Annotated in this window: 17 protein-coding genes, 1 tRNA gene and 1 pseudogene; 10 read left to right on the top strand and 9 right to left on the bottom strand. The window is 72.2% G+C overall.

Features of this window, described 5'->3' with window-relative positions; all coding sequences use genetic code 11:
* Positions 1-87: 87 nt before the first annotated feature.
* Positions 88-705, bottom strand: coding sequence for an ATP-binding protein (locus tag QPK52_RS12370; protein ID WP_410537519.1), 618 nt, complete (start codon positions 703-705; stop codon positions 88-90).
* Positions 706-777: 72 nt separating this feature from the next.
* A complete protein-coding gene (locus QPK52_RS12365; RefSeq protein ID WP_410537518.1) occupies positions 778-1,605 on the bottom strand; it encodes a glycerophosphodiester phosphodiesterase in 828 nt (275 codons plus the stop codon).
* A gap of 167 nt (positions 1,606-1,772) precedes the next feature.
* Here QPK52_RS12365 and QPK52_RS12360 point away from each other — a divergent pair, with 167 nt between their 5' ends.
* The 4 genes from QPK52_RS12360 (at position 1,773) to QPK52_RS12345 (ending at position 6,305) form a co-directional block, all read left to right on the top strand.
* Positions 1,773-3,440 carry a S1C family serine protease gene (locus QPK52_RS12360; protein WP_410537517.1) on the top strand — a complete coding sequence of 556 codons (1,668 nt, stop codon included), beginning with the start codon at positions 1,773-1,775 and terminating at the stop codon, positions 3,438-3,440.
* 48 nt (positions 3,441-3,488) lie between these two features.
* Positions 3,489-3,575: transfer RNA gene (locus QPK52_RS12355), tRNA-Ser, on the top strand.
* A gap of 877 nt (positions 3,576-4,452) precedes the next feature.
* A protein-coding gene (locus QPK52_RS12350; protein ID WP_410537516.1) for an IS5 family transposase occupies positions 4,453-5,270 on the top strand; the annotation gives its coding sequence in 2 pieces (ribosomal slippage) (positions 4,453-4,795 and positions 4,795-5,270; 819 coding nt in all).
* A gap of 246 nt (positions 5,271-5,516) precedes the next feature.
* Positions 5,517-6,305 (top strand): HNH endonuclease, encoded by a 789-nt coding sequence (locus QPK52_RS12345; RefSeq protein WP_410537515.1) that lies wholly within the window; start codon positions 5,517-5,519, stop codon positions 6,303-6,305.
* 262 nt (positions 6,306-6,567) lie between these two features.
* On the opposite strand, the gene QPK52_RS12340 is transcribed toward QPK52_RS12345, so the two are convergent.
* The 5 genes from QPK52_RS12340 to QPK52_RS12320 form a co-directional block, all read right to left on the bottom strand.
* Positions 6,568-6,981, bottom strand: coding sequence for an Imm10 family immunity protein (locus tag QPK52_RS12340; protein ID WP_410537514.1), 414 nt, complete (start codon positions 6,979-6,981; stop codon positions 6,568-6,570).
* Between the two features lie 134 nt (positions 6,982-7,115).
* Complete coding sequence (locus QPK52_RS12335) at positions 7,116-7,778, bottom strand: class I SAM-dependent methyltransferase (protein ID WP_410537512.1); 663 nt, start codon at positions 7,776-7,778, stop codon at positions 7,116-7,118.
* A gap of 87 nt (positions 7,779-7,865) precedes the next feature.
* Positions 7,866-8,354: a hypothetical protein gene (locus QPK52_RS12330; protein WP_410537511.1), complete on the bottom strand. Its 489-nt coding sequence runs from the start codon at positions 8,352-8,354 to the stop codon at positions 7,866-7,868.
* 132 nt (positions 8,355-8,486) lie between these two features.
* Complete coding sequence (locus tag QPK52_RS12325; RefSeq protein ID WP_410537510.1) at positions 8,487-8,912, bottom strand: hypothetical protein; 426 nt, start codon at positions 8,910-8,912, stop codon at positions 8,487-8,489.
* Positions 8,909-9,127 carry a hypothetical protein gene (locus QPK52_RS12320; protein WP_410537509.1) on the bottom strand — a complete coding sequence of 73 codons (219 nt, stop codon included), beginning with the start codon at positions 9,125-9,127 and terminating at the stop codon, positions 8,909-8,911. Before QPK52_RS12320 ends, QPK52_RS12325 begins: the two co-directional genes overlap by 4 nt.
* Positions 9,128-9,276: 149 nt before the next feature.
* On the opposite strand from QPK52_RS12320, the gene QPK52_RS12315 reads away from it, so the two are divergent.
* Together QPK52_RS12315 and QPK52_RS12310 are read left to right on the top strand one after the other, a co-directional pair.
* Complete coding sequence (locus tag QPK52_RS12315) at positions 9,277-10,665, top strand: hypothetical protein (RefSeq protein ID WP_410540309.1); 1,389 nt, start codon at positions 9,277-9,279, stop codon at positions 10,663-10,665.
* A gap of 14 nt (positions 10,666-10,679) precedes the next feature.
* Positions 10,680-11,045 (top strand): hypothetical protein, encoded by a 366-nt coding sequence (locus QPK52_RS12310; protein WP_410537508.1) that lies wholly within the window; start codon positions 10,680-10,682, stop codon positions 11,043-11,045.
* Between the two features lie 34 nt (positions 11,046-11,079).
* Here the strand turns inward: QPK52_RS12310 and QPK52_RS12305 are convergent, their stop codons facing one another.
* On the bottom strand, positions 11,080-11,835 hold the full coding sequence (locus QPK52_RS12305; RefSeq protein ID WP_410537507.1) for a ferritin-like domain-containing protein: 756 nt from the start codon (positions 11,833-11,835) through the stop codon (positions 11,080-11,082).
* 716 nt (positions 11,836-12,551) lie between these two features.
* Between QPK52_RS12305 and QPK52_RS12300 the strand changes: the two are divergent.
* The 4 genes and pseudogenes from QPK52_RS12300 to QPK52_RS12285 all read left to right on the top strand — a co-directional run.
* Positions 12,552-13,061: pseudogene (locus tag QPK52_RS12300) on the top strand (SigE family RNA polymerase sigma factor); the annotation flags it as partial.
* Positions 13,062-13,454: 393 nt separating this feature from the next.
* Positions 13,455-15,107 carry a long-chain fatty acid--CoA ligase gene (locus QPK52_RS12295; protein WP_410537506.1) on the top strand — a complete coding sequence of 551 codons (1,653 nt, stop codon included), beginning with the start codon at positions 13,455-13,457 and terminating at the stop codon, positions 15,105-15,107.
* A 162-nt stretch (positions 15,108-15,269) separates the two neighbouring features.
* On the top strand, positions 15,270-15,806 hold the full coding sequence (locus QPK52_RS12290) for a VOC family protein (RefSeq protein ID WP_410537505.1): 537 nt from the start codon (positions 15,270-15,272) through the stop codon (positions 15,804-15,806).
* Entirely contained in the window at positions 15,790-16,629 is an 840-nt protein-coding gene (locus QPK52_RS12285; RefSeq protein ID WP_410537503.1) for a MerR family transcriptional regulator, read from the top strand. Before QPK52_RS12290 ends, QPK52_RS12285 begins: the two co-directional genes overlap by 17 nt.
* A 93-nt stretch (positions 16,630-16,722) precedes the next feature.
* Here the strand turns inward: QPK52_RS12285 and QPK52_RS12280 are convergent, their stop codons facing one another.
* Positions 16,723-20,475, bottom strand: a complete 3,753-nt coding sequence (locus QPK52_RS12280) for a PAS domain-containing protein (protein ID WP_410537502.1) — start codon at positions 20,473-20,475, stop codon at positions 16,723-16,725.
* Positions 20,476-20,704 lie beyond the last annotated feature (229 nt).

Genomic DNA, 20,704 nt, shown 5'->3' with positions numbered 1-20,704 from the left:
CGGTCGTACGGACGCTGTCGGCGCGAGCCTAGCCCTTGGGGCCGGGACGGCACGCGTACGCGGGAGAGACCACCCGGAACGGCTACGTCAGAAGTCCTCCAGGCCCTCGAGCTCCGACAGGTCGAAGCGCATCGAGGAGGCGAACGCGTCCTTCTCGGACGGAGCCACCACCGCCCACACCGTCACTCCGCCGTGGCCGTGGCCGCGGCCGTGCCCGCGGCCGCCCCGGTCGTCGCGCACGCCCCAGTCGCGGGCGAGGGAGGTGATGATCGACAGCCCCCTGCCGCCCCGCGCCGTCACCGACGGGTTGGACGGCCGGGGCCTGGTCGGGCCCCCGCCGTCGGTGACGGAGACGCTCACCCCGCCGTCGGCGGTGCGGCCCCAGGCCGCGCGTACGCAGTCGCTCACGCCGATCGGCCTGGCGTGCCGGTACGCGTTGCTGAGAAGTTCGGAAAGAATGAGAACCGCGTCGTCCACGACGGCTTCGGGCGTACCGGAGTCGAGGAGTTCCTCGCGCATCCGGCGCCTCGCCGCACCCACGCCCGCCGGACCGTGGGGTACGGCCATCGTCGACGACGTCGGCGCCTCCTGTGCAACCACCAACGCCACCCCCGAGACCTCCTTGTTCGCCCCACGCCACGTGATGGATGCCCTTTCGCCCGAAGGCGGAAACCGCCTGACCCGGTACCGTGACGCAGCCCTCACCGCCTGTTCACCACCGGCGGGACCGAGTGCGCCGTAGTGCGCCGACCGGCCCGCCCGCGGGGTCCGGCCGGCTCAGTCCCGGAACATCTCGTCGAGCTGTTCCAGTACGCGCCGGGGCCGGTTGGTGATGATGGCGTCCACGCCGAGCAGCGCGCACAGCTCCACGTCGGCCGGATCGTCCACCGTCCACACGTGCACCCGGTGGCCCTCGCGGTGCGCCCACGCCACGTACTCGGGGTGGTTGCGCAGGATCCGGATGCTCGGCCCGGCGATCCCCACGCCCGGCGGCAGCCTGCCGTCGCGGTGGCGCGGCAGCAGGAACTGCATCAGGTAGACGGTGGGGATCCACGGCGCCGCGGCCCGTATCCGGTGCAGGGAGCGCGCCGAGAAGCTCATCACGCGCACGGGGATGGCCGGGTCGTGGCGGGCCAGCACCCGCAGCAGCTCCTCCTCCACCTGCCCCGCCCAGCGGGTGGGGTGCTTGGTCTCGATGGCCAGCTCCACCCGGCGCCCCGCGGCGGCCTGCTCCTCCACCAGGCGCAGCAGCCGCTCCAGGGTGAGGACGGAGGTGTGCTCGCGGCTCTCGGTCTCGGGCGACTCCTCGTCGCCGAGCCGGCCCTTCCAGGAGCCGAAGTCCAGCTCGGCCAGTTCGGCCAGCTCCAGCGAGGAGACGGCGCCGCGTCCGTTGGAGGTACGGTTGACGCGGCGGTCGTGGACGCAGACCAGGTGCCCGTCGGCGGTGAGCCGCACATCGCACTCCAGCGCGTCGGCGCCGTCCTCGACGGCCCTGCGGTACGCGGCCAGGGTGTGCTCGGGGGCGTCCTCGGAGGCCCCGCGGTGGGCGACGACTGAGATGGGGCGCCGGGATCCGGGCGACCCCTGGGGCTGATCAGGGCTCACCGCGTTATGGTGCCACCCCGCCCCGTGCGCGGCGGCCCGGGCGTCCGTCCGGACGGGTGCGCTTACGCCGGTCTGACGTGCGGTGGGAGAAGCTTGACGCCATACACCTGAATACGCACGCCGTCCCCGGAAAGACGTGCGACTGTCGTGTACCTGAGGAGAGAGCTGTGAGCACCGAGAACGAGGGCGCCGCCGGAGAGCACGCGGCCGACGCCCCCGTGCCGCACCCGCCGGCCGACCGGTCCGCCGCGAACGGCGCCGCCGCGCCCAGGACACCGACCGACAACCCGCCGGAGGACTACGACCTCCAGGCACCGGCCCCGGCGCCCGCGCCCGCTCCCGAAGCGGCGCCGAGGGACGAGTCGACGACCCTCCTGCGGAAGGTCGAGGCGGAAGGCCCCGAGCCGACGGCACAGCAGGCCGCCCAGCCCGCGCCCCCCACCGCGCAGGACCCCGCTGCGCAGAGCCACCCCGCCCCGCAACCTCCGCAGGGCCACCACACCCCGCAGGACCCCTCCGCCGCGCAGCAGCAGCCCCCCGCCGCGTACGCCTCCCCCGCCCCCCACCCCTCCGCCGGGCAGTGGGGCGCACCGGGCGGCGGCTACGACGCCTACGGCACCCCGCAGCCCGCCCCGGGAGCACCCGGCGCACCCGGCACCCCCGGCGGCGGGCCGGCCTCCCCCTGGGGCGCTCCGCCCGCCTCCCCGCCGGCCCCCGAGGGCGGGAAGAAGCGCCGCTTCGGCGGCCTGGTCGCCGCCGTCGCGGCGGCGGCCCTCCTCGCGGGCGGCGTCGGCACGGGCGTCGGCTACTGGGCCGCCGACCGCACGGACCGCGGCTCGACGACCATCTCGGCCGACGGCAGCCTCGACCGGGTCGACCGCGCCCCCGACTCCGTCGCCGGCATCGCGGCCAAGGCCCTGCCCAGCGTCGTGACGATCCAGGCCGAGGGCGGCGGCGAGAGCGGCACCGGCACCGGCTTCGTCTACGACCAGCAGGGCCACATCATGACCAACAACCACGTGGTGGCCAGCGCGGCCGACGGCGGCGAGCTGACCGCCACCTTCTCCGACGGCCGCAAGTACGACGCCGAGGTCGTCGGCCGGGCCCAGGGCTACGACGTGGCGGTCATCAAGCTGAAGAACGCCGGCGGCGCCGAGCTCACCCCGCTGCCGCTCGGCAACTCCGACAAGGTCCAGGTCGGCGACGCCACCATCGCCATCGGCGCCCCGTACGGCCTGTCCGGCACGGTCACCACCGGCATCGTCAGCGCCAAGAACCGCCCCGTCGCCTCCAGCGACGGCCAGGGCTCCAAGGCCTCCTACATGAGCGCCCTCCAGACCGACGCCTCCATCAACCCCGGCAACTCCGGCGGCCCCCTGCTCAACGCCGAGGGCGCGGTCATCGGCATCAACTCCGCCATCCAGTCGGCCGGCGGCGGCCTCGGCCAGGGCTCGCCCGGCAGCATCGGCCTCGGCTTCGCCATCCCGATCAACCAGGCCCAGCGCGTGGGCAAGGCCCTGATCGAGACCGGCGAGCCCGTCTACCCGGTCATCGGCGTCCAGGTCGACCTGCGCGCCCAGGGCAACGGCGCCCGCATCATCGAGGACACCGACGACGGCAGCGAGCCCGTCACCCCGGGCGGCCCGGCCGACAAGGCGGGCCTGAAGCCGGGCGACGTGATCACCGAGCTCGACGGCGTCTCGATCGACAGCGGCCCCACCCTGATCAGCGAGATCTGGGCCCATGAACCGGGTGAGAAGGTCTCGATCACCTACACCCGCGGCGGCAGGGAGAACGAGGCCGAACTGACCCTGGGTTCACGCGAGGGCGACTGACGAACCGGCTAGGCTGTCCCCCACGCCGTACCGCACGGCGCGGCGTGGGGAGGCTTGCCCGAGCGGCCTAAGGGAACGGTCTTGAAAACCGTCGTGGTGGCGACACCACCGTGGGTTCAAATCCCACAGCCTCCGCACTTCCACGGCCCCTGACCGGCGCACACGGTCGGGGGCCGTCGCCGTGCCCGCTGACTGTCGGTGACCGCCATTCCCCGTGGTTCCCCGCTCGATGGGGCACGGGAGGGGCACGGGGCACACTTGGCTCCGGGCAGAAGCCGAAGAACGCCGTAGCTCGCTGGCCTTGGCCCCTTGCATCGGCTGACCATCTGACCTGTGGGTTAGCGGTCGGCTACTTTCGTAAGCGGCAGGCGATGTCGGGTGGCGGGAGCGTGGGTGGGAAGACGTCGGCGTAGAGGGCGCATGACCGCAGTAGAAGCGGACAGGATTGCTCGGTACCGCCGGATGCGGAGGCAAGGTCACCTAAGGCTGCGGGTCTTGGATGGGCCGAGGATGCAGGCAAAGATTTCGTACGGCTGGAAGGGAGCCAGCTTCCGCGCATCGTTCTTCTGGGCTGGACTGACGCTTAGTACCGTGGGCACGGTCCTTCTAGGAGCTGGTCTGCTTCTCACGGACTTTGGGCCTGACTGGGTGGTCGAACAGGCCACCCGAGGTGCCTGGGCACTGACAGTCGGGTTGTTGATCTTGATTGGCCATCCGGTCACGGTGTTGGTTGCTCGGTGGAAGTGGCGTGCCCGGCTCCGAGGGGACAACGCGCCTGCCTTGGAGAAAGGCCGAGCCCAGATGGAGCGCAGGGGGCAGCAGTAGGTCGGTGGAGCGGCTTTGGGCGGGAGCTGCCTTGGGGCGAGAGATCGGGGCCCGTACGCTGGCCGCGAATCGGGCTGGCTCCTGGCCTGCCCGCAATAGCCCGATGTGGGCCCCGATCTTCGAGGCTCGCCCCAAGGTGGCTGCCTAAGAGCGTGTCCTATGTGGCGGTCGGCTCGTTGGGCCGGGCATGGGGAGTAACCGGTGGGGATGGATCGTTCCGGACGGGCTATGGGAGCTCGCCGAGCCGCTGATTCCGCCGGCGAGGGCGCGGCCGCAGGGCGGCGGGACCCAGAACACCCCTGATGAGGCGGTGTTCGCCGCGATCGTCTACGTCCTGGTGTCCGGCTGCGCCTGGCGGGCACTGCCGCCGTGCTTCGGCATCTCCAAGTCCACCGCCCACCGCCGCTTCCTGATCTGGTCCCGGGCCGGCGTCTGGGGCCGCCTGCACGAGGCCGTGCTCCATCGACTCGACGACGCCGGGCTGATCGACGTGACCCGTGTGGTGCTCGACTCCGCCCACGTGCGGGCGAAAAAGGGGGCGAACTTGCAGGTCCGAGCCCCGTGGACCGGGGCAAGCCGGGTTCCAAGATGCACATCCTGTCCGATGCAGGAGGGCTGCCCCTCCTCGTTGGCCTCTCGGCCGCCAACACCCACGACAGCCTCGCGCTGAAGCCGATGGTGACCGGTCACCAAACGAGACACGACCCTCACCGCGGTCGCCACTTCAAGCCCCAGCGTCTCCATGCGGACAAGGCCTACGACGTCCCCCACCTGCGGGAATGGCTATGGGGCAAACACATCGGAGTGCGAATCGCCCGCAAGGGCGTCGAATCCAGTGAGCGGTTGGGGCGCCGCAGATGGGTCATCGAGCGCACCATCGCCTGGCTGGCCGGCTACCGCCGTCTCACCATTCGCTACGAACGCCATCCCCGCAACTACCTGGCCTTCCTCGGCCTGGCCGCAGCCCTCTGCTGCTACAAGCGACTGATCCGCCTCACCACATAGGACACGCTCTTAGGCAGCCACCTTGGGGCGAGCCTCGAAGATCGGGGCCCACATCGGGCATTAGCGGGCAGGTCCACAGACCGCCCGAGTCGCTGCAAGCTTACGGGCCCCGATCTCTCGCCTCAAGGCAGCTCCCGCCCAAAGCCGCTCCGTCGACCTCTCCCTATTTCTCCATCTGCCGGACCGGGAGCCGCGAGGTAAGAGACCATGGACCGGACACCATGTAAGGAGTAGAGGAGGGTACAGGTGGCTGAACGGCCGTCGATTGCGGAGGACGTTAAGCGAGAAGTCAGAAGGCGATGCGGGTTCGGGTGTGTACTGTGCGGCTCCCCGATCTATCAGTATGACCATATGCACGATTGGGCGCTTGGCGGTGCCCACGATGCTGAAAACTTGACCCTGCTCTGCGCTAGTCATCACGAGGAGAAGACGAAGAAACTGCTCCCGGTAGGGAAAGTGAGGCAGGCCAATGCGACGCCCTTTAATCGCTCGCGCGAATCATCCCCTGTTCACGCATTGCATTATTTCGGAGATAGCTTCGAGGTGATTCTGGGATCACTTAAATTCACCCAGAGGCTCAACTCAGAAGGTGCCTGCAGTCTGATCAACGTTAATTCTGAAACTCTCTTGGGGTTGAGGCTTGAGGAGGGAAATCTACTGGTCACCTTGAAGCTCTATGACGCGCAAGGGTCTCCTCTGGTTTTGATCACCGAGAACGAGCTCACCTACAAGACGGCAAGCTGGGACGTTGAGTTTGTTGGGCGAGCTTTAACGATCAGGGAAGGAGAGAGGAAGATTCAAGCTCGGGTAGGTTTTGGCCCTCCGCGTCTATTGAATCTTCAGCGTGGCATATTCATGCATCGAGGGCTGCGCATGGAGATTTCTTCTGATGGCGTCCGCGTACCTGACCATAATATTTCGCTGCATGGAGGCTTGTGGACCGGTGTTTATGGACACGGGCTCGTTGCCTACGATAAGCACCACGGTGGCGAAAACTTTGACGACGCATTCATGATTATGCCAGTAGATGAGTGACTTGAGGAGCTGGAGTATCACGCATTGTTGGCCCCTGCGATGATCGGCGGAACCTTCCAGTACGGGCCATGCCCGAGCTTGGGCCGCCATCTACACCCGGCCGCTTCTCTGCGGCTGACATCAGTCATTGACATCAACGCCAGCAGACGGCGATGGCTTTGAGTAGCCGCCCGTGGCCTGTGCATCCCGGACGCTGCCGATTGCGGTAGCGGGGTGATCGAACTTGTAAGGCGACGGTCAGCCGATTGCGGTGCTGTATCCGCTACATCGTGATCAGGTTTGGGCGGGCGTCTGGGCGTCCGTACGCCAGGATGCGTGGCAAGACTTCGCGCATGCGCGCCACGTCCGCTGCCGGTGCGCGGAGCAGGGCCTCGATGATGGGGTCGGTCAGATCGAGATCTTCCAAGGACGCGGGGTCCAAGGTCACCCGCAGTACGTCGCCGCTCAGCTCCACTTCGCGTACACAGCCGTAGGCGGTGCCCTGGTCGGGCGTGACGAGGCAATGCGTATCCATGCCCAGGGACACTTCCTGCGCATCAGGCTCGTCGAAGTCGCACATGAACAGCAGGGAGAACGCGTCCTCGTCGTTCGACTCGGCCACGCCCGCCATCATGCAGTCGTCTTCGTTGGGGTCATCCAGCCCGCAGGCGACCCGCGCCGTGAATCTGTACGTCATGCGCGTGTTTTAGCACCAGGGACCGACAGTCGGGACAGCGGCCAGAGAGGGTCGGCCCGTGCGGTGGTCGCGGAGCGGGTTGGTTTCTGGGGCCTCTGCCGTAGGGCGCTCCTCCGCTGACGGGGAGCGTGCGGTCAGGGCTTGACGGCGGTGGCGAGGAGGGTGCCGATGTGGCCCGGGGTGGGGGCGTCGAGGATGCGGACCTCGGCGTCGCGGAAGCCGGCGCGGGTCAGGAAGCGCGTCCACACCTGCGGCTTGTAGCTGTAGCGGTAGGTGAACATGGCCGGGCCGGCGAAGCCGCCCTTGTACATGCCCTGCGGGCCGTAGGCGCCGGGGATGGCGGGCGGGTGGGAGAAGGCGAAGACGCCGCCCGGGTTCAGCCGGGCGGCGACCAGCGGGAAGAGGCGGGAGGGGTCGGTGAACCAGGCGGCGCCGAAGACCGAGTACACCGCGTCGTAGGTCGCCCGGTCGTGGGCCAGGAACTCCAGCACCTCCGCGCACACGAACTCCACCCCCAGCGGCCCCCACCGCTTCGTGGTGTTCCCGACCATGACGGGTGAGAGGTCCACGCCCTTCGCCTTGACGCCCCGCTGAGCGAGGTGGGCGAGCGCCCGGCCGGTGCCGCAGCCGATCTCCAGCACACTGGCCGGGTTCCCGAGGATTTCGGTCCCCGGCCCGTGGCCCTGGTACTGCGTCCAATTGAAGACGGGCTCGGCACCGGTCAAATCATTGCGGGTGCTGCTCGCGTAGGCGTCCCAGAGGTCGCGCTCGGCCGCGATGTCGTGTTGTACGGGCAACTCGGTTCCTTGGTGGTGTAGTTGGCACCCGTCCCCGCCCCGGGGTATGCGGGCGGGGACGGGCACTCTACTGGTGCGCGGTAGGCATCAGTGGCTGTCCGGCACCTTGTTGTCGCAGGGCGAGCAGTCGGAGGCGTCCACGGCCCACAGCTCGTCGTCCACCTCGAAACCGTTCGCGCGGATCAGCTCGGCCGTGCGCATGACCGTGCCGTCCCGGCGGCGCTCTACCAGCGGCGCGTGGTGCTTGTAGTGACCTCCGTTGTAGGCGTCGCAGAGAGCGAAGTACAGCGGGGTGTCGAGGATGAGCTGGTGGACGCCGATGTCCACGGTCTTGCCGACGCCCATGTCCACGCCGGGGTTCTCCATGGCGGTGATCAGGTAGGCGATGCCCTGGCCGAGGATGCGCTCGGCCAGGCTGCGGACGGCCACGCCGTCGCGCAGGAGAAGCGCGATCTCTCGCTCCCACAGGTCGGTCACGCCGACATCGGCGACGAGGTGGGGGACGTGCGTCTCCAGCGCGTTGAGGATGATCCGCGGGTCACGGATGGTGACCTTCGGTTCGGTTGCTGTGCTCATCGTGCGATCTCCCTTGATCGGATGACTGGTGCGCACTTGCACTGGCAGCCCCGGCTTGGTGGAGGCCGGGGAGTTCCGCCCCGGTCACGGCCGTCCTGCGGGACGCGGCCGGGGCGGAGTCCGTGGGGCGACCTATGCGGCCGCGTGGGTGCGCCGGTACACCCGCAGTTCTCCGGCGGGCGGCAGCACCAGCGGCCAGGCCGTCAGGCGGTAGTGGGCCGTCTCGTCGTGGACCGCGACGGTGTAGGACCAGCCCTCCCGCAGCACCTCCAGGGCGTTCTCCCGCTCCGCCTCGGCGCGCGCCCACTCCCGTATGGCCGAGCCGGGGTCGGGGACGCCCCTCGCCCGGACGGGACGCAGGCAGGCCGGGGGCAGCCACGGGGTGTCGGGGCCGGGGTCGAGCGCCCTGGCGACGCGTTCCGCCTGCCCGCGCATCCACCGCACCGCGAGGCGCGGGGTGGGGGCCAGGTGCAGGCCGAGCACGATCCGGGACGGCCGGCCGGGGGCGCTCGCCGACAGCTCGCACCAGAAGCGCATCCAGGTGGCGGCCCGTGTCACGGCATCCGGCCGGCGCGGTTGGCGGCCTTCACACGGGCGCTCAGCAACTCGGCCTGCGTGGCCGGGCGCAGCACCTCGGGCATGGCCGCCCACTCGCGGCCTCCGCCGATGGGGCGCAGGAGGTAGTACGCGGCGTCCCTGTCCTGGAACTCGCCCACGGTCTTGCGGATCTCGTCGTAGAGCGCGTCGCCCTTGGCGGGCTCGTCCGTGGCCATGTTCTCCAAGCTCCCTCGCTCCTTCCCGTGCGCGCCGCATCGCCCGGCGGACGGAAGGCCGAAACCGATCGCGTTCTGTGCACAGCCAACTGCGCGGGGTGCCTGTCCGGGTACGGTTGAAGGGAGGCAGGACCATGAAACCCATGAACATGCGGGGGGTCGGCGTGGCCGAGGCATCCCACGGCGGTCGCAACTCGGGGCTTGAAAACCTGCTCGAACAGGCGCGATGGTCCGGGACGCAGTTCGCTCACGCCGTGAACCGCGCGGGCGCCGAGGTCGGCCTGACGCTGAAGTACGACCAGTCGGCGGTCTCCCACTGGCTTCGCGGAACGCAACCGAGGGAGCAGGTCAGGCCCGTCGTCCTTGAGGTTCTGGGGCGCAGGCTCGGAAGGCCTGTGACGTACGCGGAAGCGGGCTTTCGGCGACCGAGGAATCAGAAGGACGCGGAAAGCGGAGACACCGCCGAATCTCTCCTGGATCTCGGAAGGACCGACATGGAACCGAGTCGCCGCGGTGTGCTCACCGCAGGGCTGTACTCCGCCACGCTCGCCGTCCCCCTGTTCTCGGATCAGGCACACGCGGAGGAACGCGCGCGTCCCACCCGGCCGACGACCCGTATCGGCGAGGGCGAGGTGGCGACCGTGCGGACCATGACCGATCGCATCGCCGACATCCTCGACGAGCTGGGCGGCGGTCACGCACGGCCCATGGCCGCCGCCTTCCTGGTCAACACCGTCGCACCGTATCTGCGGGCATCGGCGACGGAGGCCGTCCGCAAGGACCTGCTTTCCGCCACGTCCGACCTGACGTACCTCGCGGGCTGGATGGCCATGTACGAGCGTCAGCACGGGCTCGGGCAGAAGTACTACCTACAGGCGCTGAACCTCGCCCGCGAGGCCGGCGACCATGTGACGTACTGCCGGACGCTGCGCGGCATGAGCCTGCAGGCCTCGAACCTGCGGTACGGCAGGAAGGCGCTGGAGCTGGCCGACTCGGCGGCCGAGGCGGCGCCCAAGGCGGGGCCGCGCCTGGTGGCCTTCCTCCGGGGCCAGCAGGCGCACGCCGCTTCCATGGTGGGCGACAGACGGCAGGCGTTCCAGCGGCTCGGGGAGGCGGAGACGGCCCTGTCGAAGGCGGACTCGCGACGGGAGTCGATCGGTGGCTACGACACCTCCGCCTACCAGTTCCACGTCGCGCACGTCCTGTACGAGACGCGGGACCTGCCGGGGTCCATCGCGGCGCTGAAGGCCGCGCTCCGGGCGAAGCCCGCGCAGGAGCGGCAGGGGCGCCTCCACGCGAACGCGGTGCTGGCGCAGCGGCAGTTCGAGTACGGGCACGTAGAGGAGGCCTGCGCCACCTGGCACGCGTTCCTCGACGACTACGCGATGCTGTCCACGGCGCGGGGGGACGAGCACTTCGAGACCATGCGCCGCCGCATCGCGCCCCGCCGGAAGTTGCGCGCGGTTCGTGAACTCGACGAGCGGGCCCGGCAGGTGGCGGCTGTGAAGGGGAAGAACGTGCCACAGGGCACGGCGTGACGGAAGGGGCAGGTATGACCCAGGTCGAGGGCGCGAGGCTGTTCCGCGAGTCCTGGATCGCAGGCGTTCGCGAGCACTTCCCCGGCGAGCCGAAGCCCGGCTATGTGACGCCCTGGGAGGAGACCCCGCAGTGGGAGCGCGAGGCAGCCGGGGCCGTCTACGAGCAGGTGCGGCAGTTTCTCGAACTCAGCGGCGGGCACGCCTCGCGACTCACCCGGGAGCAGAAGGGCCGCTACGTCGCCACGTGCTGGATCGCCCAGATGTTCAAGCACTTCGAGGACCCGAAGCCGGGATACGTGGCCGACTGGACCGACCTGCCCGACTGGCAGAAGGAGACCGACGCGGACATCTTCGAGGCCATCGAGAAGTCGCTGAACTGACGGTCGCCGGGCGGTCTGCGGCCGATGCTCGGCGTCAGGCCGTGTCCGATCGGGTGCCCGGCCGTGTGCCCGAACGGGCGGCCGTACGCGGGGCCAGTACCGCGGAGACCACCGTGCGGGAGGAGGCCATGACGTCCGCGACGAAGCGCCGACGCCCGAGGCCGAGTCGGCGCAGCGCCGGGCCGTGGTCGGCGGCGACGACGAGGGACGCGGCGAGGAGCAGGAGCCGCCACAGGCTCATCACCGGTCGGCGCAGCGGGCGGGGCAGCCGGGCGAGGGAGGCGTGCAGGCGCTCGCAGTGGAACGGTACGTGGCGCTGCTCGTCGGCCAGGATGCGGCCCGCCACGTCCGAGGCGAGCGGGTCGCCGGCGCCGTCGCGCAGGGCGCGGTAGTAGCGCAGCGCCACTACCTCCGCGACCATCAGCACCAGCAGTTCCACGCGCAGCCCCATCAGGCGCCGCAGCCGTACGAAGGCCCTGTCGCTCCAGTGGCCGTTCAGCACCGGTGCGCCGCCCGCGGCCAGCAGGTGGGCGAGCAGGCGGGCGTGGTTCTGCTCCTCGGCGACGAACAGCCGCACCGCCCGCGCGTAGTCGGGGTCCCCGGCCCGGTCCGCCTTGGCGATCAGGTTGGAGCCGTCGCCGTCCTCGCCCACCTGGAAGCGCTGGACGCTGCTCCTCACGGCCGGGTGGAGGACGGCGCCCCGCTCCCAGTCGGGGTCGCCCTGGACGCGTCTGCGCTCGCGCTCGTCCTCGAACCGCTCTACCCACCCCGCGAATCCGCTCGTGTCCATGTGTGGTCTCCCCCTCCGGGACGCGCTCGTCGTGCGCCCTCGGAGGGACGACGCCCCCCGGAGGCCGTGCCGTTCCACTGTTGGCCGGTGGGGGCGCTTGGCTCCCGATTCTGGGCGCGCAGCGGCGGCGCGGGTGCTGTGCGGCGGGGGCGCGTACGGGCGTGCGGGAGGCGTGCCGTTGGCGCCCGCCCTGCTGCGGACGGGTGGGAAGGGGTTATGCGGTTGCATGGGAGGTTTATCGACACGTCGTCATTCTTGCGAGTGGATGAGGCGTTGCGGGTGGTTCGCCGGGTTTTCGGCGGGCAGTCTGATCTCGCGACGTCGCTGCGACAACCTCAGGCACACGCTCCGGAAGGACAGAACATGGCACGTACCCGCATCACCCGGTTCGGGGCCGTGGTGGTGCACGCGCTTCACGGGCTCGGATGAGCCGACGGGCGCCGGCCGGGCGGGGAACCGGCCGGTGTCCCGGGAGAAGGGATGGGGCAGAGCGGCCGCACTCGGTGCGGCCGCTCTGCTGTCGTGCGGCTCGGACGATCACCGGGGCGCCCCCGAGGCCGTACGCGACCCCGAGGCGGTACGCGACCCCGAGGCGGCACGGGGGCTTCTCCCCCTCCCGGGGGTGGAGGAGGCGTCCCGCCTCCACCCTGAGAGGGACCCGGCATCGGGACCTGTGGCCGATCCGGGACGGGGGACGCGGCTCCTAGCGTTGGGCCATGACCACGCATGGGGCGGCCGCGACCGTGACGCCGCTGACCTTCACCTCGTACGTACGGGCCCGCGGGCCGGTGCTGCTGCGCACGGCGCGCTCGCTCACCTCCAACCCGAGCGACGCAGAGGACCTGCTCCAGACCGCGCTGACCAAGACCTATCTGGCGTGGGAGCGCATCGAGGACCAGCGCGCGCTCGACGGCTACGTGCGCCGCGCGCTGGTGAACACGCGCACCTCGCAGTGGCGCAAGCGCCGGGTGGACGAGTACTCCTGCGAGGAGCTGCCGGAGCCCGAGCCGGTGCCCGGCCCCGACCCCGCCGAGCGGCAGGCCGTGCGCGACGCGGTGTGGCGGGCGGTGCTGGCACTCCCGGAGCGGCAACGGGCCATGGTCGTCCTGCGCTATTACGAGGACCAGAGCGAGGCGCAGACCGCCGCGGTGCTCGGGGTCTCGGTCGGCACGGTCAAGAGCGCGGTGTCGCGGGCGCTGGCCAAGCTCCGCGAGGACCCGCGGCTCCTGGCGGACGTGCTGGGCGGGACGGAGATGCCGGGCGGCGGGGCGGCCGTGCCGGGCGGTGCGGCGGACGTGTCGGGCGGCGGGACGGAGGGGAGAGTGCAGGGCGTGAAGGAGACGCGGGGGGCGAGAGGGGTCCGAGGGGCACGGGTGAGTGCCGGGAGAGGCGGAGGTGACCTCAGGGAGCTGAGGGGCGCGGGGGATCTCCGGGAGGAGACGGCGGTCGCCGCCTAGCCGGTCCGGGGAGGAGCGGCCGGCGGCGCGGGGGGTGGAAAGACGGCGACATATCCGGGTCCGGCCTAGTGACATACCGACCGGTCGGTGGCAGGCTTCCGGGCAACGACAGCGCCGCCCGCTCGTGGCGGCGCACGTATATCTCGTTCACGGGAGGCCCCGGTGCTGAGCACGATGCAAGACGTACCGCTGACCGTCTCGCGCATTCTGCGACACGGAACCACGGTGCACGGAAAGTCGCGGATCACGACCTGGACCGGGGAAGGCGAACCGCACCGCAGGACCTTCGCCGAGGTCGGCGCCCGCTCCGCCCAGCTCGCCCACGCCCTGCGCGACGAGCTCGGCGTGGCCCCGGGCGACCGCGTGGCGACCCTGATGTGGAACAACGCCGAGCACGTCGAGGCGTACTTCGCCATCCCGTCCATGGGCTCGGTCCTGCACACCCTCAACCTCCGGCTGCCCGCCGAGCAGCTCGCGTGGATCGTCAACCACGCGGCCGACAAGGTCGTCCTGGTCAACGGCTCGCTGCTGCCGCTGATCGCGCCGCTGCTGCCCAAGCTGGAGCCGATCGAGCACATCGTGGTCGTCGGCCCCGGCGACACCTCCGTACTGGAGGGCTGCCGCCCGGCCGTCCACGAGTACGAGGCACTGATCGAGGGCCGGCCGACCTCGTACGACTGGCCCGAGCTGGACGAGCGCGAGGCCGCGGCCATGTGCTACACCTCCGGCACCACCGGCGACCCCAAGGGCGTCGTCTACTCCCACCGCTCCATCTACCTGCACTCCATGCAGGTCAACATGGGCGAGTCGATGGGTCTGACCGACGCCGACACCACCCTGCCCGTGGTGCCGATGTTCCACGTCAACGCCTGGGGCCTGCCGCACGCGGTCTTCATGAGCGGCGTCAACCTGCTGATGCCCGACCGCTTCCTCCAGCCGGCCCCGCTCGCCGCGATGATCGAGGCCGAGAAGCCCACCCACTCGGCGGCCGTGCCCACCATCTGGCAGGGGCTGCTGGCGGAGCTGGCCGCCAACCCGCGCGACATCTCCTCCCTGAAGAACGTCACCATCGGCGGTTCGGCCTGCCCGCCCTCCCTGATGCGGGAGTTCGGCGAGAAGTACGGGGTCACGGTCACCCACGCCTGGGGCATGACCGAGACCTCCCCGCTGGGCACCGTCGCCCACCCGCCGGCCGGGCTCGACGAGGAGGAGGCGTGGCCGTACCGCATCAGCCAGGGCCGCTTCCCGGCCTCCGTCGAGGCGCGGCTGATCGGCCCGGACGGCAGCGAGATGCCGTGGGACGGCGAGTCCGCCGGTGAGCTGGAGGTGCGCGGCCCCTGGATCGCCGGGGCGTACTACGGGGGCGCGGACGCCGAACCCCTGCGCCCCGAGGACAAGTTCAGCCCCGACGGCTGGCTGCGCACCGGCGACGTCGGCGTGGTCACCCCCGACGGCTACCTGACGCTGACCGACCGCGCCAAGGACGTCATCAAGTCCGGCGGCGAGTGGATCTCCTCGGTGGAGCTGGAGAACCAGCTCATGGGCCACCCGGCCGTCGCCGAGGCCGCCGTCGTGGCCGTGCCCGACGAGAAGTGGGGCGAGCGCCCGCTGGCCACGGTCGTCCTCAAGGAGGGCGCCGGCGATGTGTCGTACGAGGAACTGCGCGAGTTCCTCGCCGGCAAGGTCGCCCGCTGGCAGCTTCCCGAGCGGTGGGCGGTGATCCCGGCGGTGCCGAAGACGAGCGTGGGCAAGTTCGACAAGAAGGTGATCCGGGCGCAGTACGCGCAGGGGGAGCTGGACGTCACCCAGCTCTGACCGCGCACGGGTCGCACGGGTTGCGGCGGCCCGGACGGGACTCCCGTCCGGGCCGCCGCCGCGTGCGGTGCGTACGGCTCCGGGAGCCCCTGCCGGGATCGGGGCGGGATTTCACGGGCCCGGCTTGACCCTCACGCCGCGTGAGGCCGGAGGGTGGGGCGCATGAGCGACTACTACAACGCGTTCGAGATGAGTCCCGTGCCCGTTCCCGGCCCGGACGCGGTTCCGCCGGAGCCGTTCCGCGGCATCTACGGGATGCCCGCGTTCGCGACGATACCCACGGACGACCTGGCGGCGTCGGTGGACTTCTGGGTCCGCGGGCTCGGGTTCATTGAGCTGTTCGGCATCCCCGGCAGGGTCGTGCATCTGCGCCGGTGGGCGTTCCAGGACGTGCTCCTCGTACCGGCGGAAAGCGTTCCGCAGCAGCCGTCGGCGGTGAGCCTCAGCTTCGCGTGCGTGCTCGGCCAGGTCGACTCCCTGGTCGAGTCCTGCCGTGCGCTGCGCCCGGACTCGGTCGACGGTCCGCGGGACACCCCCTGGAACACCCGCGATGTGACGGTGACCACCCCCGAGAACGCACGGATCGTCCTCACCGCGGCGAAGCCCTTCGATCCGGACAGTCAGGAGGCACGGAACCTTGAAGCCGTCGGTATCACCCCGCCGGGCGACGGCCGCGGCGACAATGGGGAGCATGCCTGATGCCGCCGACACCGACGCCGACGCCGACGCCGCTGAAGCCGGCGGTCTGACCGTCGGCCAGGTCTCGGCGCGGCTGGGCGTGACGGTCCGTGCGCTGCACCACTGGGACGAGGTCGGCCTGGCGCGGCCGTCGCTGCGCACGGCCGCCGGATACCGGCTCTACACCGCCGGTGACCTGGAACGCCTGCACAGCATCGTCGTCTACCGCGAACTCGGCCTCGGCCTGGACGCGATCCGGGCCGTCCTGGACGACTCGGCCGCGGACGTCCCCGGCACGCTGCGCGAGCAGCGCGCCCGGATCACCGAGCGGATCGACCGCCTCCGGCAGCTCGGCGCCGGGCTGGACCGGATGATCGACGCCCACGATCGCGGCCCGCTGCTCACCGCCGAGCAGCAGGCCGCGATCTTCGGCCCCCGGTGGAACCCGGAGTGGCCGGCCCAGGCCCGTGAGCGTTACGGGGGCACGGAGCAGTGGCGGCAGTACGCCGAACGCTCGGCCTCCCGCGGCCCTGAGGAGTGGCAGGCCGTCGCCGACGCCGTCGCCGGCCTGGAGCGCGCCCTCGGGGATGCGATGGACGCCGGCGTCGCACCCGGCAGTCCGGAGGCGAACCGGCTCGTCGAGCGGCACCGCGAGGTCTTCGCCGCGTACTTCCCCCTCACCAGGCGGATGCAGGTCTGTCTCGGCCGCATGTACGAGGCCGATCCGGGGTTCGCCGCCCACTACGACGGCATCCGCCCCGGCCTCGCCGCATGGTTCCGCCGCATCGTCGACGCCAGTGCGCGGGCCCACGGCATCGACCCCGGCACCGCGACCTGGCGGTAGAACGCGGCCCGCCGGTGCGCGGGCCCACCGGTGCGCGGGCCGCCGGTCAGCCGGCCGCGACCGGCCTCATGGCGGGGTACACCCGGCCGGCGCCTAGTTGGTGCCTATCTTCGCCAGCAGGTCCACGATGCGCGACTGCACCTCCGGACTCGTGGACCTCTCCGCGAGGAAGAGGACCGTCTCGCCGGACGCCAGGCCGGGCAGCTCCGCGTGGTCGATGGAGGCGGAGGTGTAGACGACGAACGGCGTGCGGTTGAGCATGCCGTTCACCCGCAGCCAGTCGATGATCCCGGCGCGGCGGCGGCGCACCTGCATCAGGTCCATCACCACCAGGTTCGGCCGGATCTGCGCCGCGAGCTGCACCGCCTCCGCGTCCGAGGGGGCGTGCGCGGTCTGCATGCCGCGCCGCCCCAGCGTCGCGGCCATGGCCTCCGCGATGGCCGCGTGCTCCTCCACCAGCAGTACCCGCGGCGGGTGCTGCTCGCTGTCGCGCGGCGCGAGGGCCTTGAGGAGTACGGCCGGGTCCGCGCCGTACGCCGCCTCGCGCGAGGCCAGCCCCAGCCCGGCCGTCACCAGTACCGGCACCTCGGCGGCGACGGCCGCCTGGCGCAGCGACTGCAGGGCGGTGCGGGTGATGGGGCCGGTCAGCGGGTCCACGAAGAGGGCCGCCGGGTACGCCGCGATCTGGGCGTCCACCTCCTCGCGGGAGTGGACGATGACGGGGCGGTAGCCGCGGTCGGTCAGCGCCTGCTGGGTGGAGACGTCCGGCTCGGGCCACACCAGCAGCCGCCGGGGGTTGTCCAGGGGCTCGGGCGGCAGTTCGTCGTCGGCCGGCGGCGGCACCTGACCGCTGCCGCCGGTGACCTCCACGGCGCCGCCCGGACCGTCCAGGTGTTCCGGCCCCTCGGCCCCGGCCTCGGGCGCGCCGATCGCGAACTCCCGCCCGCCCAGGGACTGCTGGGCCGACGGGTACTGGGGCTGAGCCTGCGGCGGTGCGGTGACGGCGGCGGCGGCCGCCTCGGCGGCGCGCTCCTTCTCCGCCGGCGGGGCCGCGAGCTTGCGGCGGCGCCCCGGCCCGGCGCTGGTCTGCGCGGGCGTGGAGGTGGGGGTGGGCGCGGGACCGGGCGCGGGCGGTACGGGTGCCTGGGCCGGGGGCTGCGGCGCAGGCGGTGCGGGAGGCGCGGCAGGCGCGGGGGGTGCGGCGGGCACCTGCGGTGCGGGCGGCTGGACCGCGTGCTGGCCGGTGTGCTGCTCGCCCGTCTGCCGGGCGAAGGGCACGCCCTGGCCGAGGGTGCGCACGCTGACGCCGGAGGTCTGCTCCGACGGCGCCGTCTCGCTGCCCGGCATCGGCAGCGCACGCTGCCGGGGCGCCGCCTCGGGCGGCACCGAGCCGCCCAGGATGGGGCTGGCCGCGACCACGGTGAGGTCGGCCTGGGCGTGCTGCTCCGCACCGCCCGCGCCCTCGGTGCCGCCGTGTTCGGGGTGCCGGGTGTGCCCGGAGTGCTGGGCGTGCTGAACGGCGGGGGCGTGCTGCTCGGGCCCGGAGGCATGCGGCTCGGCAGCGGCGGGAGCCTGCTGCGGTGCCTCCTCGGGCGGCGGCACGCGGCGGCGCCGGCCGGTCGGCCGGTCCTCCTGGACGGCCGCGGCCTCTGGCTGCTGAGCGGGCTGAGGCTGTACGGGCTGTGGCTGTACGGGCTGGGGTTGCCCCGGCTGTTGTGGCTGCACGGGCTGCAACCGCGGCTGCGCGGGCTGCGCGGGCTGCGGAGCCGGGGCCGGGTGCGCGGCCGGGGTCGGGCCGGGGGGCAGCGCGAACGCCGTACGCCCCGGCGCCTGTGCGGGAGCGGCCGGAGCCGGCGTCTCGGGCCCGGCGGCCCGGCGGGCACGCCGTCCGGTGCTCTGCTGGGGGAGTTGGGGGAGCGCGGACGCGCCCGCGCCGTTCGCGGACGGCTGCTGCGCGGAGGCCGGCTGTACGGACGGCAGCGAGTGCTCGCCGCTGTCCCCGGCGTCCTCCGTACGCTCGCCGCCCTGGGCCAGCGCACGCCGCGCCCGGCGGCGCCCGCCGCCGGGCGGGACCGCCCCGGCGCCGCTGCCGTCGTCCGGCGCGGCGCTCTCCGCCCGGCCCTGCGGGCCGGGCGGCAGGGCGATCGCCCCGCCGGCGGCCTCCGCCGCACCCGCCGCGTGCGCGGCGGGCGTGCCGCGCACCGGCTGCGACGGCACGGGCATCACCGTCGTCTCGCCCCCGCCCTGGGTGGAGTGTGCGTCCAGGGCGCCCTGCGTGTCCTGGGAGCCCCGCGCCTTCCGGGCGTCCTGCTCCCCGGTGCTCTGCTCCCGGGCGCCCTGCTTCCGCCGGGCCGCCGCCTTCGCCGGGTCGGGGGAGCCGACCGGCACCTCCAGGACGTAGGCGCTGCCGCCTCCCGCCCCGGGCACCTGGTGGGTCTGGAGCACTCCGCCGTGCCGCCGCACGATCCCGCGCACCAGCGGCTCGTGCACCGGGCTGCCGCCGCCGTACGGGCCGCGCACCTCGATGCGCACCACGTCCCCGCGCTGCGCCGCCGCGACCACGATCGTCGAGTCGCCGGAGGCGGGGCCCTGCGCGTTGCCGGTCGCGTCCACGCCGGCCACGTCCGCGACCAGATGGGCCAGCGCCTGTGCCAGCCGCACCGGGTCCACCTCCACCTCGACCGGCGGGGCGTGCACCGCGAACTGCGCGCGTCCGGGCCCGATCAGTTCGATCGCGCCCTCCACGCCGGCCGAGACCACCTCGTCCAGCGACACCGTCTCGCGCGCGAGCCGCTCGGCGCCCGCGTCCAGCCGCTGGTAGCCCAGCACGTTGTCCACGAGCGTGGTCATGCGCGCGTAGCCGGCGGCCAGGTAGTGCAGCGTCTGGTTCGCCTCCGGCCACAGCTGCCCGGCCGGATCGGCCGCCAGTCCGCCCAGTTCGCCGCGGAGTTGCTCCAGCGGCCCGCGCAGCCCGCTCTCCAGCACGGCCAGGAGCTGCTCGTGGCGTGCGGCGAGGGCGTCGTAGGCGGTGCGGTCGGTGAAGGCGAGCACCGCGCCGACGAGCTGGTCGCCGTCGCGCACCGGCGCGGTCGTCATGTCGACCGGCACCGCGCGCCCGTCCTTGGTCCACAGCACCTGACCGCGCACCCGGTGCTTGCGCCCGGAGCGCAGGCTGTCGGCGAGCGGCGTCTCCTCCCACGGGAGCTGGCTGCCGTCGGGACGCGAGTGGTGGACGAGCGGGTGGAGCTTCTGCCCGCCCAGCTCGCCGGCCCGGTAGCCGAGGATCTGCGCGGCGGCCGGGTTGACCAGGACGACCCGGCCCTCGGTGTCCACGCCCACCACGCCCTCGGCCGCGGCGCGCAGGATCATCTCGGTCTGGCGCTGCTGCCGGGCCAGCTCGGCCTCGGTGTCGACGGTGCCGGTGAGGTCGCGGACGACGAGCATGAGCAGCTCGTCGCCGGTGTAGCTGTTGCCGTGGTCGGCGAAGGCGGCCTCGAAGGACGACTCGTAGGGGGTGCGCCCGTCCTCCAGGTTGGCGCTGGTCACCTCGACCATGAACTGGGTCCCGTCGGTGCGCCGGGCCACCATCCGCGTCGGCTTGGTGCGGGGCTGGGGGGCGTCGTCGGGGCGGCGCATCGAGCCGGGGATGAGCTTGGAGTCGAAGTCCGGGAGCAGGTCGAGCAGTCCGCGCCCGACCAGGGCCGTGCCCGGGGACTCGAAGACCTCCAGGGCGATGCTGTTGGCGTTGACGACCGTGCCGTTGCAGTTCACGAGGAGCAACGCGTCCGGCAGTGCGTCGAGTATGGCTGCGAGGCGAGCAGCGCCTCGGGATGGCCTGCTGCTCACGACGACGCATCCTCCCTGCTGACCAGCTGGTGCACAGTGGCGGTGCCGGGACCGGGCCGGGACTGGTGAACCGGGACCGGTGCCGGGACCGGGCCGGAACCGGACCGGTGCGCCGCTCTCCCGCGCATGCCACTAGAGGGGAAGTCTACGGCCAGCGGTGGCGGAAGCGACGGCGGATGCGTGGGGAGGGTGGGGAGAACGCCGGCCCGGGGCCGGGCCGGCGTATGAG

It is taken from the genome of Streptomyces sp. KL2 (assembly GCF_046529545.1).
Taxonomy (GTDB): Bacteria; Actinomycetota; Actinomycetes; order Streptomycetales; family Streptomycetaceae; genus Streptomyces; species Streptomyces radiopugnans.
This window is presented reverse-complemented; position numbering and strand designations above follow the sequence as displayed.